The following is a 14,679-nucleotide window of genomic DNA, read 5'->3' on the forward strand; positions in this document are numbered from 1 at the left end:
GAGATGGAACAATTGCTGGTGGAGATGGAAAAGCATGTGCTTGGTCAGGGACGGAACATTCGCCTGCTCGTCACGGCGCTGCTTGCGGGCGGACACGTCCTGCTGGAGGGAGTGCCCGGCATCGGCAAGACCAAGATGGTGCGCACGCTGGCGGCGCTCATCGACGGCGAATACCGAAGGATCCAGTTTACCCCCGACCTGATGCCGAGCGATATTACCGGCAACGTGGTGTTTAACATGAAGCAGCAGGAGTTCGAGACGATCAAAGGGCCGGTCTTTGCCAACCTGCTGCTGGCGGATGAGATCAACCGCACCCCTCCGCGGACGCAGGCGGCCCTGCTGGAAGCCATGGAGGAAAGACAGGTGACGATCCACGACAAAACCTATCCGCTGCCCGATCCGTTTTTTGTGATCGCCACCCAGAACCCGGTGGATTACGAAGGGACCTATCCGCTGCCCGAAGCACAGCTGGACCGTTTTTTGTTCAAATTGAACCTTACCTATCCGAGTCATGAAGAGGAACGGAACGTGATGAAAGCGCACAGCCCGTTTTTTGCGGGAGAGGCGGAAATCCTGCAGCCGGTTCTGACGCTGCAGCAGCTGCGCGAGAAGCGGAGGCAGCTGGCGGATGTGGTGATCGACGACGCGATCATCGACTATATCACGACGCTGATCCGGAAGACGAGAGAGACGAAGCGGCTGCAGCTGGGCGCAAGCACCCGTGCCGGCATCGCCATCATGATGGCCTCCAAGGCGTGGGCGCTGCTGGAAGGCAGGCAGTATGTAACCCCGGACGATGTGAAGGTGGTGGCGGGACCGGCGCTGCGGCACCGGCTGATCCTCGCGCCGCAGGTGGAATTGGAGGGGGGAACCAGTGACCACATCATCCAGGAAACGTTGGCCGCTGTTCCGGTTCCTCGCTGACAAACTGATCAGGGACGGCGTGCTGCCCACCCCGAGGCTGATCCGCTGGGCGCTGTACGGGTCCGGGGTGATCGCGGCCGGCTGTTTTGCCGGTCTCGGCGCTTTTTTCCTGTGGACGGTAAACGGACTCCTGCTGCTTCTCAGCCTCATTGACTGGATCACCCTGCCGAAACGCAGACAGCTGGAAGTGATCCGCCATCTGCCGGAAGAGGCCGACATCCGTCAACCCTTTGAGGTGCGGATCGAACTGCGCAATCGCAGCGGCCACCCCATCCGGTTTGCGGTGACGGATGATCTGCCGCTGTCGTTTGAACCGATCGAGCCGATCACCGGGCGGTCAGAGGGAGCGGGAACTTTCGTCACCTATGTCACGGCCGGCAGGGAACGGGGGAAATACCGTTTCTCCACACTGTACCTGCGCTATTCCGGCTGGCTCGGGCTGTGGCAGAAACAAGCGACCATCCCCGCCGAACAGGAGATCAAGATCCTGCCCGATCTCTCGGCCGTCAGGGGATACCTGTCGTCGCTGCAGGACAGCCTGGTGCTGGACGGGCAGCGCATCCACAAGCGGCGTGCTTCCGGCTCGGAGTTTCACGCGATCCGGGAGTACATGCCGGACGATGATCCCCGCCGCATCAACTGGCAGGCAACCGCGCGGACGGGGAAACTGATGACCAATCTGTATTGCCCCGAACGGGGGAAGATCGTCACCCTGCTTCTGGATTGCGGCCGGATGATGGGCGTCGAGCAGGACAACCGGACCAGGCTGGATCTGTCGCTGGAAGCCGGGCTGCTGCTGGCCGCGGTCGCTTTGCGGCAGGGGGATCAGGTGGCGGTCCTCGCCTATTCCAGCGGCATCAAGGTGTATGTGCCGCCGGGCAGAGGGCTTGCGCATCTGCAGACGATCATCGAGGCCGTCTATGATCTCCAGAGCGATTTCGCAGAGTCCAATCACGGCGTGGCGCTGACATTTCTGCACCGCAGCCTGAAGAAAAGAAGCCTGGTGGTGCTCTTTTCCGACATGGAGAGCTATCTGCTGGAGGATCAGCTTCAGGCGTATCTCATGCGGCTGCGCCGCAGCCATGTCCTGCTGCTGCTGTCACTGGAGGACCCGCTGCTGTTTGCCTGGAACCGGGTGAGCGTGACGGACAGCAAGCGGGCCTATATCAAGAGCATCGCGCGCAAAACGCTGCAGGAGCGGACAGCCTATCGGCAAAAAATGATCGGCCAGGGCATCCAGGTGCTGGACGTGCCGGCCGATCGTCTGGCGTTGACGGCGGTAAATGCCTATTTGGAGATGAAAGCAAGGGACGTCTTGTGAGAGCCGCGCAGCAGACCGTACAGGTAAGCGGCGAGCAGCAGCAGGAGGGTGAGGAGCGCCACGCCATACTTCGCCCAGAACGGCAGCGCGGACGGCGTGACATATCCCTCGATGATCCCGGCGACGACGAAAAGGGGCAGGGTGCCCAAAAGGAGTTGGGCCGACTCCTTGGCGGCGAGAAGCAGCTGAAATTTTCGCGAATACCGGCCCGGCACCAGCATGCGGTACCCCATGTAGAGCCCGGCGCCGCCCGCGATAAAGATTGCGGTCAGCTCAATGACGCCGTGGGGCAGGATGTATGCCCAGAAGGCAGCGCTTTTGTCGGCCTGCCAAAACACGGCGGCGAGGGCGCCGATGATCAGCCCGTTGTACACCAGCAGATAAATGGTCCACGTGCCAAAGGTGATGCCGCTGACGAAGGCCAGCATGGCCACCTTGATGTTGTTGGTCATGATCATGGCCGAAACGATGGCGCTGTCCTGATCCGCATGCCCTTCGCCCAGCCTGGACGGATCGACGTTCTCCGCGATCTGGGGCGGCAGAATCACGTAGAGGTTGAGCGGATCGCTCATCACCGAGGCGAAGCCGAACAGGCCCCCCAGCAGGAAGAGGAGGCAGGCGATCCCGATAAAGGGGAGGCGTGCGCGGATGAGCGCCGTAAAATACGTGTAAAAGAAGCGGGAGAGCTGATGGCCGCTGGCAAACTGCTTCTTGTACGTCACGTTGTGCGCGCGTGCCACCAGTTGGTTCAGATATTGGGTGATGTCGTCCTGCGGGTGGTAGGTGCGCATGTAGGCAAGATGGGCGGACGCCTTCTTGTACAGCAGGACGATCCGGTCGATCTCTTCTGCGCGGATTCGGTTCGGATGTTTGCGGAAGCGCTCCAGAAGCTGCTCCAGCTCGCTCCATGCCGCGCGGTTTTCTTTCAGAAACGAAGCGATTTCCATGCCAGGTCTCCTTTCAGGCCAACATCAATCAAGAAAGTGGGGGTATTGCATGAACGAAACGATCGATCGGCAGGTTTCCGTCGTGACACCCGAACAGGTGCGGCTGCAGTTTCAAACGGCGGGCCTGGGCAGCAGGGCGGCCGCCCAACTGATCGACGGCGTTATCCTTCTTGTGGTTAATATTACGTTATTGGTCCTGTTTCGTATAGTCGCTTTTGGCGCTCCCGATCCATTGCGGGAGGCAGGCGGCTTTGCGCTGGCCGTACTGATCATTCTCTTTTTTCTGTTGAATTCCGCCTACTATATTGTACTGGAATACTGGCTGGGCGGCCAAACCCTCGGCAAACGGTGGATGGGCATCAGGGTGATCCAAGAAAACGGGCAGGGGATCACCTTCTTGGCCGCGCTGATTCGCAATCTGTTTCGCATCATCGATAACCTGCCGGCTGGGTATTTTCTGGGGGCGCTGGTCTGCTTCTTCCATCCCCGCGACAAGCGGCTCGGCGACATGGTGGCTGGCACCATCGTGGTGCAGGAGAGCGGCTCTGCAGGCCGGGCGGGGAAAAAACGTCTGGAGAAGGAACTGCAGCGCTGGAATCCGCAGCAGTTGGGAATCCGGCTGCATGTGGAGGAAAAGGGGCGGATGGATCGGAAGGATTGGCACATGCTCGCGGCGTTCATCGAGCGTCTGCCGTTGTTGGCGGATGAGCGCAAGCGGGAATTGGGGAGACGGCTTGCGACCCATCTAGTGGAGAAAGGCATCATCCGCGACAGGGAGCTGGCCGCGCGCGAGCCTGTCCGCCTGCTGATCGCCGTGTATGAAGAGGTAAAAGAAGAGTGGCAGTTGTAGCTTTATCCCCGTCGGTGGCGGGGATTTTGTTTTTTGGCGCGGGCTGCGCGAACGCCCCCCTTCAATCGACGCGGTCGATAAACAATTTGGTCACCGGGGTGTAGTCGCCGCGCGCGATTTCTTCCTCGGTTGCGGGCTCATCCAGTTCATCCATGTCGAGACCGGGGGCGATGCTGGGGGCGGGATGATGCGCCGGTTGATTGTTCTGCTCTCGTTTCGCCACAAAGACAGCCTCCCTTGTCAATGTATTATGTATAGCATGCATGGTTCCCGCGCATTTATGCATACGGGATCTCTCTGATCAGAAAACGAACCGGCAAAAAAATCTGTTTACAAAACGAACCGGTTGGGCGTATGATGAAGCCAGAGAATTTTGCCTGTGTGCAAAAAAATGTCGTCAGGCAAACATGCTTTTTTTTAACCTTAAAAGTTGTATTAGAGAAACAAATATAACTTTATGCAAATCTGTTGGAGGAGGGAATTATGGATGGCGAACGAGAAAATCCAGCGCCGTGAAATTCTCAAAATGGGCATGCTTGGTACGCTGGGCGCATTAGGGGCCGGCATTTTGGCCCCGTTGGAGCGCGTATTTGGTTCGGAGCAGCAAGCGGCTGCTGCCGTCCAAACCACCATGAACCATGCGCGGATGGGGCATGGGTATGATCCGGGGAACGAGATAACGGAAGGGTTGAAGATGGCGCATCGGGTTCTGACCGAATTCGATTACGGGAAGGCATCCGTGCTGCCGAACGGGCAAACCCTGCGTGAATACGAATTGGTCGCCGCGGAACAAACGGTTGAGGTAGCAAAAGGGTTGATGTTCCCGGGGTGGGCGTATAACGGGCGCATCCCCGGACCGACCATCCGCTGCACGGAAGGAGACATCATTCGCGTCACGTTCAAAAACTATACGAGCCATCCGCACTCCATTCACTTTCACGGCATGCATCCCACGAACATGGATGGATTGGAACCGGTTCAACCGGGCGGGACATTTGTCTACGAATTTGAGGCAAAACCGCATGGGGTACACGTGTACCACTGCCACGTGCCGCCTTTGGCGAAACACATCCACAAAGGGATGTACGGAAACCTGATCGTAGATCCCCGGAAGCCGAGGGAGAAAGCGCTTGAGCTCAACATGGTGATGAACGGCTTCGATCTTGACCTGGATGGGGAAAACGACGTGTATACGGTAAACGGCTACGCCTTTGCCTACCATAACCATCCGATCCAGGTAAAAGCGGGCGAGCTGGTGCGCATTTATGTCAGCAACATGACGGAGTTTGACCTGTTAAACTCGTTTCATCTTCACGCCAACTTCTTCCATTACACGCCGAACGGACACGACTCCAATCCCCGCATATTTACCGACACCATCTCCCAGATCCAGGGAGAGCGCGGCATGCTGGAAATCGTGTTTCCGCAGCCGGGGCGATATATGTTTCACGCCCATCAAAGCGAGTTTGCCGAGTTGGGCTGGATGGGATTTTTTGAGGCGAAATAAGGGGAGGGAGAACGATGAGCCAGCTTCAGATGGAAGCAAAAACAAAGCCGAAAAGCCGCATGTTATGGACGGCACTGCTGCCTGCGGGGTTATTGATCGGCGTTCTGCTGCTGTTTTTCACGGCAGGGATCGGGATTGAACAACAGCCTGCAGCGCCGATTGAAAACCTGGCGATTAATCGGGTGGAGGTTACGGACAACGGCTTCGTGCTGGACGTAAGGAACGTGGGGCCGGAAGAACTGACCATTGCCATGGTTACCGTGGATGATGCCATTTGGAACGCCTCGTTTGAACCTTCCGCCACCTTAGCGAGATTTGCGTCCGGGAAAGTGTACATTCCGTATCCCTGGTTGTACGGGGAGCCGCATACGATCAAGCTGATGACGGCCAATGCCATCGCCTTTGAAGCGGAGGTTCCGGCTGCGCAGAAGACACCGGCTCCAACCTTCGAATTATTTGCAAAATATGCGATGATCGGACTGTATGTCGGCGTCATTCCGGTTGGATTAGGTCTCATGTGGTACCCGTTCATGCGCCGCTTTCACCGGAAAGGAATACATGCCATGCTGGCCCTGACGATCGGGCTGCTGCTATTCCTGGTGGTGGACACGTTCGAAGAAGGACTGGAGCTTGCCGGTGAGGCGGCCGGCATCTATCAAGGCGTCAGTATCGTCTTCCTCGGAGCGCTCATGAGCTTTTTGGCTTTGGTTGCGTTTGACCAATACAGCGCAAGCAAGCAGCGAGGACGCAGCAATGGCATCAGGACATCATTTCTGCTGGCTGCGGGCATCGGCCTTCACAACCTGGGGGAAGGGCTGGCCATTGGCTCGGCGTTCGCCCTGGGGGAAGGGGCGCTGGGAACATTTCTTGTCATCGGATTTACCCTGCACAATATGACAGAAGGGATTGGTATCGCCGCGCCGCTGCTTGGTGAAAAGCCAAAGGCAGGCACGTTCCTGTCGTTGGCTGCGATTGCCGGGGCACCGGCGATTGTGGGAACATGGATTGGCGGATTCGCTTTTTCGCCTGTTTTGTCCACCCTGTTCCTGGGGATCGGTGCCGGAGCGATACTGCAAGTGGTCTACGTCATCGCGAAACACTTGTTGCAGGAAAGCCAGGAGAATCGCCTTCCCGCCGTATCATGGCTCAATGTGGGAAGCATGTTTGCGGGGATCGTCATCATGTACGCGACAGCCTTCCTCATACAAATCTAAGGAGGAGAATGACATGATATCCGGTATCGGCATACCCGGGTTGATTCTGATTCTGCTGATCGCACTGGTGGTATTCGGGCCGAGCAAGCTCCCGCAAATCGGGAAAGCGATTGGGGATTCCATCCGGGAGTTTAAAAAATCGACGAAAGACGTTTTCGAAGAGGGAACAAAATAGGGAAAAGCTTCCTCCACTGGCGGAGGAAGCTTTTCCCGCTATTTGGTGTCGATATACTGCGACAGCAGGGCAAAAACGTCAGCGAGGCCTTGAATTCCCTCAAACGTTTGAAAGGCGATCAGCGGCAAACTGATGGCGAACAGCAGCGTTTCCCCGATCCAGGTAAAGACGTGCATGCCAATTCCTCCCCATGAATGGAATCTGTTGTCTGTTCATGAAAGCGGGAGGAAAGGTTCTTCCTGATCGGTGTTTGCTATTTTCATCCTGCGTCCCAACACGGATCGACGGCGCGGAATAACCCCGATCGGGTACGTTTCCAGCAGCAGGCCATCGCTGCACGGCACACGGAGCTGACCGGCGGCCGCGCACGTTGTGAAGACCGCGGGCGGTTTGGCCGGCACCAGGTACAGACAGGCGCCAACCAGCCCGGTGAGCAGATAGAACAGGGGTGAGAGATCGTCAATTTGCATAAACAGCAAGTCTTCCATCAACGAGCCTTCCCCCTTTCCAAAGAAAAACGGGTGGTAGATGAAGCATAGCCGCGGACAAGCTATGATGTCAACAACAGATAGGGCGTTAGCAGAAAAAGGTAGCACACCAGCGTCAAACCGCCGATCAGCAGGGCGGCCTTCGTCCAACGCCACAGTGCCTGTTTGATCCGTGCAGTGCGTACATCTTTCTGCATCATGAACCTCCGGCTGCCATCCTCTTTAAAAGTTATACGGATGACAAGAGGAAAGAGTTTCATCCATCCTGCCTCCCCATAAAAACAGCTCTTGACATGATCGGCTTCCTCCCTTATTATCAGGGCACATTTTCCAAGGCTTTTCCAACTTATCCATTCTGTTGAACGAGGAGGAACGGCAATTGAAGGCGGATCGGGAGCAGAAACCTTTGAACCAGTGTTATATCTGCGCCAAACATCGCGGTGACATTGCTTTCCCAGGCGACACCATTTATGAGGATGAGTTTGTCAAAGTGGTGCATGCCTCCATGCTCGATGGAGCCGACACCATGTATCTGGGATATCTCATGGTAGAGACGAAGCGACATGCGCTTGGATGGGCGGAGCTGAGCGTAGAGGAAGCGCAGGCGGTGGGACGGGCAACGGCGCTGCTCGGTCGGGCGCTGAAGGCGGTTGCGCCGGTCGAGCATGTGTATTCGTTTGTATTGGGCCACCATGTTCCCCATTTTCATCTGCAAATCGTTCCCCGATACGAGGGTGCGCCGCGGGAATATTGGGGCGTGAAGGTGACGGACTGGCCGGAAGCGCCGCAGGGAAATGAGGAGGATATCCGGCGATTGTGCGAAAGATTGCGGGAGTTTTTGGCGGATCACGCATGTGAGTGACGAGCGGGCCCCTCAACCTGCTTTGCATCGGCTGACGGGTCGGGCGCATGCCAAAAACCGCTGGCTAAAAACGGCAAGGCAAGCGCATACTAAGAAAACCCCGCCGACTTGAGCTATGCTTACCCCCAAAAAGTGACGCTGACCTTCGAAGCTTAATCCGAGTACTTTTTGGGGACCCCTAAACATGCTGTTGTCGGCTGGGCCCCCAACCTTTCTTGCTTCGCTTTATCGCTTTAAAGAAACTAAACTTTCCAATATACAATTTAGGAAAGAAAGGAGGGCTCCTCTTGGACAGGCATGGGCAGCGATCAAACACGGACCCACAAGAAACGGATCTCCCCGACTTTTTTACCCAGGGCGTAGCGCTTACCCGGCAGCAGGTAAGCGATGCCTACGGAATGGGGACGGTGGATGACAGAATGAACCGGCGGGCGGACGATCAGGAAGCGGACACAACCGGCTGAAATACCCGAAGGGCCCCTCTCCGTCAGAAACGATGGAGAGGCGTTTTTATTAAAAAATTTTTATTGACTGAATTGTATTGAAAGCGGAAAATGAAATGGAATGATATTCAGATTCAGAATATTTCGGCTGATTGGAGGCATGCCTATGAAAGATCCGCGTTTGCAAAAGCTGGCGAATCTTCTTGTCACCTATTCGACCCGGGTGCAGCCCGGAGAAAACGTCCTGATCAAAGTGGTGGGCCGGGTGCCGCACTTTGTAAATACGCTTATCCGGGAAGTGTATCAAGCAGGCGGAAGACCGTATGTGCAGGCGGTTGACCCGCTTATCCTGCGGGGGGTGGAAAAGGAGCAGCTTGATTTGATGCGGGAATCGGAGATCGCCTTCATGCAGCAGATGGATTGTTTTATCGAAATCTCTGCCGAGGAGAACATCAACGAGCTGGCGGATGTGCCGGATGACAAGCGCAAAATGTACAGCCAGCTTTTGCGTGGACCTGTCACCGATGTGCGCGTAAGGGGGACGAAATGGGTGGTGCTCAATTATCCCAATCCGTCCCTGGCGCAGCTCGCCAACATGAGTACGGAAAGCTTTGAAAACTTCTACTTCCAGGTGTGCACGATGGATTACTCGAAAATGTCAAAAGCGATGGATCGCCTGGTGGAGCTGATGAATCAGACGGATCAGGTGCGAATCACCGGGCCTGGAACCGACTTGACCTTCTCCATCAAAGGCATCCCGGCCGTGAAATGCGACGGGCTCTTCAACATTCCGGACGGCGAAGTATATACGGCTCCTGTGCGGGATTCGGTGAACGGCGTCATCACCTTCAACACCCCGTCCCCCTACGAAGGCTTTACGTATGACAATGTGCGGCTGACGTTCAAGGACGGCAAAATCGTGGAGGCTTCCGCCAATGACACGGCTCGCATCAACGGGGTGTTCGACACGGATGAAGGGGCCCGCTACATCGGCGAATTCTCGCTTGGCTTGAATCCGTACATCCAGCATCCGATGAAAGACATTCTGTTCGACGAGAAGATCGACGGCAGCTTCCATTTCACCCCCGGCTCCTGCTACGAGGATGCCGACAACGGCAACCATTCCTCCATCCATTGGGACATGGTCTGCATCCAGCGGAAAGAGTGGGGAGGCGGCGAGATTTTCTTTGACGGGCGCCTGATCCGCAAAGACGGCCGCTTCGTTATTCCCGAGCTGGCCTGTCTGAATCCGGAGAATCTGCGCTAAGCCTGCTGTACGCCTGGGCAAGTGCCTGTTCTTCGGAGGGAATGCGCAGGCGCAGAAGCAGCCACGCGTTCAGGCAGGAAAAGAGGCAGGCGGTCGCGTAGGCGCCGAACGTAAGCGGCAGGGTGAGCAGCTCCACCGCGACAATGAGGTAATTGGGGTGGCGCAGGAAGCGGTATGGCCCGCGTTTTACCAGGGAGGCTCCCGGCAACAGGTAGATCCGGGTATTCCAGAAGCGGCCGAGACTGCGGATGCACCAATAGCGGCCGGCCTGCGCGAGCAGAAAGAGGCCGAAGGGAAACCACCACCACCCGGGAAGCGTCCGTCTCGTCAGCAGGACTTCAAGCGTCAGGCTGAGCAAAAAGAGGACGTGAAGCATCACGATATACTTGTAATGTTCCTGTCCCGCTTCATATCCCCCTTGTGCGCGGAGATAACGGCTGTTCCGGCTGGCAAGGCGCAGTTCCAGGAGACGCTGCAGCAGCACGGCGGCAAGAACGATGGGAAAGAACAGCGTCAAGGCGGATCACTCCTGCTCCAACAGAATCAATTCACAGCTGAATCCGGGGCCCAGTGCAGCCGCCAATCCGCGCTCACTGGGCTGCCATGCGTGTTGCAGGCTGCGCTCCAGCACAAAGAGAACGGTGGGGGAAGACATGTTGCCATACTCCGCCAGCACCTCTTCCGAAGGCTTCAGCTGATCCGCCGCCATCCCCAGCGCGTCCTGATAGGCCGTCAGCACTTTCGCACCGCCGGGATGGAGGATGAACCGGCTGAGCTGCGGCAGTTCCGTCCGGTGCTGCGTCAAAAAAGTGTCGACACACCCGCGCATCCGCTGCTTCACAAGCGTCGGAATATCCCGGGAGAAAATCACCTTCAGCCCGTCATTGGTGACCTCCCAGCCCATCACATCCAGGGAGTCCTTCCAGGTGACGGTGCGCGTGCCAAGCACCCGGGGGGCAGTGCGCGTCACGCCATGGGTCTGCGCGTATGCGTCTCCCGCAATCAGCACGGCTGCCGCGCCGTCGCCAAACAGCGAAGTGGCGATCAAATTGCTCTTCGACATGTCCTGCCGGATAAACGTCAGGCCGCACAGCTCCACCGCCAGCATCAGCACGAGCGCATGCGGATAAGCCCGGGCATATTCGGCGGCACGTGCGAGCCCCATCGCTCCGCCGGCACAACCCAGCCCCCAGAGCGGAATGCGGGTAATCTCTTCCCGAAATGGCAGCCGGTTCAACAGCCGGGCATCGATGCTGGGCGTGGCGAGGCCGGTGCTGGAAACAAAAAGGAGGCAATCGATGTCGGCGGGGGAGAGGTTCACCTTTTGCAGACACGCGCCGATGGCTTCAGCCCCCAACGCGCAGGCATGTTCCACATACAATCGATTTTTTTCTGCGGGGGTGTGGTCGGATTCAAACCAGGAGAGAGGGACGCAGAAGTGGCGTTTGGTCACCCGGCTGTTGGCAAAGACATCGAGAAGACGGTCAATATCGGCAAACGCCTCCTGAAAAAACAATCTGGACAGATGTCTGGAGGTCTCCTGGGAAACGGTGAAGGGAGGAACGGCGGTACCAACGGAAAGGATATACGGCATCCAAAACCCCTCCGGCATGGCTGACATTATTTGTATGATGCCCCCGCCTTCATGCGATCATGTATAATGGAGAAGAAAATGAAAAGACGCGGAGGGACAGGAATGACGGAAGATCAAACGCCGGTGATACCGGAATTGGAAGGATTGGTGGAAAAGTTTACCGAGCTGTTGACCGGGGAAGCGACACCGGAAAGAATCGAAATGGTGAAGATCTGGTGCCTGTACAGCCACATGCAAAAAGTGATGCCGCCCCTTGTCCAGCACTGGGGAAGTGAACCGGAGCATCAGGAGGCCAAGGAAAAGATCAGACAGATCATCGACCAGTTGAAGCGGTGGAATCAGGAAAAAAACGCGAAATAACCGCGGCGAGCACCATAATACGCTGCGCTGACGGGTGACAAGCCTGCTTGCCGGCGGATCAAACGCATGCAGCCTGCTTCGGCAGGATGCGAGGCTGCATGCATGATGGGCCGTCAGGATTGCAGGTGGAAACGAATCCACCTTCCAGAAACGAGCCGGCTCTCCCGATCAGACAGCCGAGGTTTCCGCAGGCTGCGCTTCCCCTTGAAGCGGCTGCTCCCTGCGCATGGCGATGGAGACAAGCCGATACTGGAAGAGACCCGCGAAGAACAGGAGCAACCCGACGACGGAAAACCAGTAGCTGCCGCCGATATGCGTAAACGCGAAGGCGCCCAGGGGAGGCCCAAAGGTGCCGGTGATGCCCCAGTTGGCTCCGAAGATGGAGAAGTAACGGCCCCGGTACTCAGGCGGTGCAAGCACCGACACGGCTTTTTGGATCTGCGGGCCATACAGCATCTCGCCACAGGTAAAGATCGCTTCGGTGACAACCAGGAGGAGAAAGCTGGGTGCCCATCCATAGCCGAAGCCGACACAGGCAAAAAAGGCGTAGGCGAGCAGAATCACTTTCTGGGCCGCAAAACGCTCCGCGAAGCGGGCAAGCAGCATCTGGCAGCTGACAACCAGAATCCCGTTGATCGTCAGGAGCGTCGCATAAACGGTCAGAAAATCGGCAAAGCGCGTCTTCAGCTGCTGCGGCAAAATCACTTCCACCTGCGAGTACAAGAGGGAAACGGGGATGGCCGCCAGCGTGATCAGGAAGATCGTGGGGTGCTCGCGCAGGGCCAGTTTGGGCTGCCGCTCCTTCGGTGAGGCGGCTGCTTTTGCATCACGGCTCGCGTGCGGAAGGGTTTCCGGCACTTTCCAGATGATCAGCAGACAGTACAGGAAAAGCGCATACGAACAGAACGCAAAGACGATGTCCGGGTTGATCCTGTAGATGGCAACCCCGATCAGCGGTCCTGCCGCCGCTCCGATATTCAGCGCGGTATGCAGGAGCGCAAACACCTCGCTTCGCCTCTCTTCGGGCACCACATCCGTCACCTGCGCACTGGCGGCGGGCCAGAACAGCGATGCCCCGATGCCGTTCAGCACCGTCAACAGCGCGAATGAATAAAGAGAATCCGCCCACAGATAGCCAAGCATGGAAACGGATTCGATCAGCAGGGCGGCGATCATCATCGGTTTGCGCCCGTAGCGATCCGACAATCCGCCCGAAAACAGGCCGGAGATCATGCCCGTCAGCGGCTGCAGTCCAACGACCACGGCGGAGAGAAGCAGGTCGCCCTCCAGTTTGTTGTACAGGTAGATGGCCAGAAACGGCCGGAGCATGAAGCCGGCAAACGTGGTCAGAATCGTGCCGATCACCCGGATCCAGATAGCCGTATCATAACGGGCGATGATGTTTTGCAGCCAAAGCATGCAACGATCCTCTCTCTTTCATACGAATATATGTTCTGAAGTATACAGCAAAAAATTTTTAAATAAAAGAGGGTTTATAAAAATCGTAATTATCAGTCTGGATAAAATCCGGCAAGCAGCACACCAGATTTCGGGAAGAGATGTACAAAGGAGGGCTTGTATTGGAAGTAGCGTCGACGGCCAAGCACGGCCAGACGAACCAGGAGATGATCAACGCCCTCAAAAAGAGATACCGGGTCTATGACAGCGATATTGAGCTGATCGAGGGATATGCCAGCCAATGCAAGCGGTTCCGCGTCACCTTGCGCGAATAGCATGTCCATTCAAAATCATTTTACTTGAAGAGCGTCTTTTCGGTATGTACAATGTCCTTATAGGTAACTTACAAATGTTGTAAACCACACCAAAAGTGAGAAATATTACAAGGAAAGTCTCTGCGGCTGCGATATGGACAAGGAATCATCGAGCGTTTGGGTGGCTGGAAATACCGGAGGGGAAAACGATTGGGATACCGGTGGATCGGGTTGGGTACTTCGATGTTGCTATCCATTTTGTGGCTGAAGCTGTTCGATGCAGCGTTCACATTGGATGCCCTGCACAAGACGATTTTCATGTTCTGCCTGCAATCGGCGGCAGGATATTGGGTGGGTGAACGCATGGACAAGCTGCGGTCGCTCGCTTTCCTCGACTCGCTGACGGGCGTGTTGGTGAACCGCCGTTTTTGTGAAAAATTGGAAAAAGAGATTGAACGGGCGCGGCGCAACCGCTACGAGGTGACCCTGATGTTTATTGATCTGGACAATTTTAAAAAATACAACGATCAGCATGGTCACCTTGCAGGCGATCGGGTGCTGTGTCAGTTTGCCCTTCTGCTGCAGAGAGCGGTGCGCGCGCATGATATCGTGGGCCGTTGGGGAGGGGAAGAGTTCGTTGTGCTGCTCCCCCACACCGGCACGGCGCAGGGCATGGCGGTTGGGGAGCGGATCCAGACAGAGGTTCGGCGGGAATTGAAAGGCGTGACGGTCAGCATCGGATTGGCAACCTTCCCGTATCATGCCGGTTCGGCGCTCGACTTGACAGCGAGGGCAGATGCGCTGATGTATGAAGCAAAAAAGAAACGGGATTGCATGCTGACCGCGATGCATTAAGAAAAACGTTCGGGAAAACGATCACACTCGTATCCCCTGACAGGGGAGGCGAGTGTTTTTTATATGATCTTTACAAAAACTTAATAATTTCTTTACCAAAAAAACATACAATAACCCTGCCACTTAAATTTACCTTTACAAAGATGTTCGGTATAATCGG

Annotated in this window: 20 protein-coding genes; 12 read left to right on the forward strand and 8 right to left on the reverse strand. The window is 56.4% G+C overall.

What is annotated here, in order from left to right; genetic code table 11:
- The first annotated feature begins 3 nt into the window (after positions 1 to 3).
- Both G3578_RS01495 and G3578_RS01500 read left to right on the forward strand, forming a co-directional pair.
- Positions 4 to 924: an AAA family ATPase gene (locus tag G3578_RS01495; protein ID WP_165207925.1), complete on the forward strand. Its 921-nt coding sequence runs from the start codon at positions 4 to 6 to the stop codon at positions 922 to 924.
- Entirely contained in the window at positions 875 to 2,245 is a 1,371-nt protein-coding gene (locus G3578_RS01500) for a DUF58 domain-containing protein (protein ID WP_165207927.1), read from the forward strand. Before G3578_RS01495 ends, G3578_RS01500 begins: the two co-directional genes overlap by 50 nt.
- Here G3578_RS01500 and G3578_RS01505 read toward each other — a convergent pair.
- Positions 2,212 to 3,192, reverse strand: a complete 981-nt coding sequence (locus G3578_RS01505) for a stage II sporulation protein M (protein ID WP_165207929.1) — start codon at positions 3,190 to 3,192, stop codon at positions 2,212 to 2,214. The two genes, G3578_RS01500 and G3578_RS01505, sit on opposite strands and share 34 nt — an antisense overlap.
- A gap of 49 nt (positions 3,193 to 3,241) precedes the next feature.
- Here G3578_RS01505 and G3578_RS01510 point away from each other — a divergent pair, with 49 nt between their 5' ends.
- The gene (locus G3578_RS01510; RefSeq protein WP_165207931.1) at positions 3,242 to 4,042 is read left to right on the forward strand and encodes an RDD family protein; all 801 of its coding nucleotides are present in this window, start codon (positions 3,242 to 3,244) and stop codon (positions 4,040 to 4,042) included.
- A gap of 61 nt (positions 4,043 to 4,103) precedes the next feature.
- On the opposite strand, the gene G3578_RS01515 is transcribed toward G3578_RS01510, so the two are convergent.
- A complete protein-coding gene (locus G3578_RS01515; RefSeq protein ID WP_165207455.1) occupies positions 4,104 to 4,265 on the reverse strand; it encodes a hypothetical protein in 162 nt (53 codons plus the stop codon).
- A 408-nt stretch (positions 4,266 to 4,673) separates the two neighbouring features.
- Between G3578_RS01515 and G3578_RS01520 the strand changes: the two genes are divergently transcribed.
- Genes G3578_RS01520 through tatA form a run of 3 tightly spaced genes read left to right on the forward strand, consistent with a single transcriptional unit; the run spans position 4,674 to position 6,938 of the window.
- A complete protein-coding gene (locus G3578_RS01520) occupies positions 4,674 to 5,549 on the forward strand; it encodes a multicopper oxidase domain-containing protein (RefSeq protein WP_481752712.1) in 876 nt (291 codons plus the stop codon).
- Positions 5,550 to 5,563: 14 nt separating this feature from the next.
- The gene (locus tag G3578_RS01525; RefSeq protein WP_241254395.1) at positions 5,564 to 6,763 is read left to right on the forward strand and encodes a ZIP family metal transporter; all 1,200 of its coding nucleotides are present in this window, start codon (positions 5,564 to 5,566) and stop codon (positions 6,761 to 6,763) included.
- A gap of 13 nt (positions 6,764 to 6,776) precedes the next feature.
- A complete protein-coding gene (gene tatA / locus G3578_RS01530) occupies positions 6,777 to 6,938 on the forward strand; it encodes a twin-arginine translocase TatA/TatE family subunit (RefSeq protein ID WP_165207935.1) in 162 nt (53 codons plus the stop codon).
- A gap of 38 nt (positions 6,939 to 6,976) precedes the next feature.
- On the opposite strand, the gene G3578_RS01535 is transcribed toward tatA, so the two are convergent.
- The 3 genes from G3578_RS01535 to G3578_RS01545 are packed head-to-tail and all read right to left on the reverse strand — an operon-like array spanning position 6,977 to position 7,686.
- Entirely contained in the window at positions 6,977 to 7,114 is a 138-nt protein-coding gene (locus tag G3578_RS01535; RefSeq protein WP_165207937.1) for a hypothetical protein, read from the reverse strand.
- 36 nt (positions 7,115 to 7,150) lie between these two features.
- Positions 7,151 to 7,429: a hypothetical protein gene (locus G3578_RS01540; RefSeq protein ID WP_165207939.1), complete on the reverse strand. Its 279-nt coding sequence runs from the start codon at positions 7,427 to 7,429 to the stop codon at positions 7,151 to 7,153.
- A gap of 59 nt (positions 7,430 to 7,488) precedes the next feature.
- Complete coding sequence (locus G3578_RS01545) at positions 7,489 to 7,686, reverse strand: hypothetical protein (RefSeq protein ID WP_165207941.1); 198 nt, start codon at positions 7,684 to 7,686, stop codon at positions 7,489 to 7,491.
- A 119-nt stretch (positions 7,687 to 7,805) separates the two neighbouring features.
- Here G3578_RS01545 and G3578_RS01550 point away from each other — a divergent pair, with 119 nt between their 5' ends.
- The 3 genes from G3578_RS01550 to G3578_RS01560 all read left to right on the forward strand — a co-directional run bounded on the left by G3578_RS01550 (position 7,806) and on the right by G3578_RS01560 (position 9,998).
- Positions 7,806 to 8,288, forward strand: coding sequence for an HIT family protein (locus G3578_RS01550; RefSeq protein ID WP_165207943.1), 483 nt, complete (start codon positions 7,806 to 7,808; stop codon positions 8,286 to 8,288).
- A gap of 287 nt (positions 8,289 to 8,575) precedes the next feature.
- On the forward strand, positions 8,576 to 8,752 hold the full coding sequence (locus G3578_RS01555; protein ID WP_165207945.1) for a DUF4025 domain-containing protein: 177 nt from the start codon (positions 8,576 to 8,578) through the stop codon (positions 8,750 to 8,752).
- Positions 8,753 to 8,897: 145 nt separating this feature from the next.
- Positions 8,898 to 9,998 (forward strand): aminopeptidase, encoded by a 1,101-nt coding sequence (locus G3578_RS01560; protein ID WP_165207947.1) that lies wholly within the window; start codon positions 8,898 to 8,900, stop codon positions 9,996 to 9,998.
- Here G3578_RS01560 and G3578_RS01565 read toward each other — a convergent pair.
- Positions 9,955 to 10,515: an isoprenylcysteine carboxyl methyltransferase family protein gene (locus G3578_RS01565; RefSeq protein ID WP_165207949.1), complete on the reverse strand. Its 561-nt coding sequence runs from the start codon at positions 10,513 to 10,515 to the stop codon at positions 9,955 to 9,957. The two genes, G3578_RS01560 and G3578_RS01565, sit on opposite strands and share 44 nt — an antisense overlap.
- A 6-nt stretch (positions 10,516 to 10,521) precedes the next feature.
- Positions 10,522 to 11,592, reverse strand: coding sequence for a type III polyketide synthase (locus G3578_RS01570; protein WP_165207951.1), 1,071 nt, complete (start codon positions 11,590 to 11,592; stop codon positions 10,522 to 10,524).
- 102 nt (positions 11,593 to 11,694) lie between these two features.
- On the opposite strand from G3578_RS01570, the gene G3578_RS01575 reads away from it, so the two are divergent.
- Positions 11,695 to 11,952, forward strand: a complete 258-nt coding sequence (locus G3578_RS01575) for a DUF2573 family protein (RefSeq protein WP_165207953.1) — start codon at positions 11,695 to 11,697, stop codon at positions 11,950 to 11,952.
- A 168-nt stretch (positions 11,953 to 12,120) separates the two neighbouring features.
- On the opposite strand, the gene G3578_RS01580 is transcribed toward G3578_RS01575, so the two are convergent.
- A complete protein-coding gene (locus G3578_RS01580) occupies positions 12,121 to 13,371 on the reverse strand; it encodes an MDR family MFS transporter (protein ID WP_165207955.1) in 1,251 nt (416 codons plus the stop codon).
- A 101-nt stretch (positions 13,372 to 13,472) separates the two neighbouring features.
- Between G3578_RS01580 and G3578_RS01585 the strand changes: the two genes are divergently transcribed.
- Together G3578_RS01585 and G3578_RS01590 are read left to right on the forward strand one after the other, a co-directional pair.
- Positions 13,473 to 13,685: a DUF167 family protein gene (locus tag G3578_RS01585; protein ID WP_346773946.1), complete on the forward strand. Its 213-nt coding sequence runs from the start codon at positions 13,473 to 13,475 to the stop codon at positions 13,683 to 13,685.
- Positions 13,686 to 13,907: 222 nt separating this feature from the next.
- The gene (locus G3578_RS01590; RefSeq protein WP_241254396.1) at positions 13,908 to 14,519 is read left to right on the forward strand and encodes a GGDEF domain-containing protein; all 612 of its coding nucleotides are present in this window, start codon (positions 13,908 to 13,910) and stop codon (positions 14,517 to 14,519) included.
- Positions 14,520 to 14,679 lie beyond the last annotated feature (160 nt).

Source organism: Brevibacillus sp. SYP-B805, assembly GCF_011059135.1.
Lineage (GTDB): Bacteria > Bacillota > Bacilli > Brevibacillales > Brevibacillaceae > Brevibacillus_F.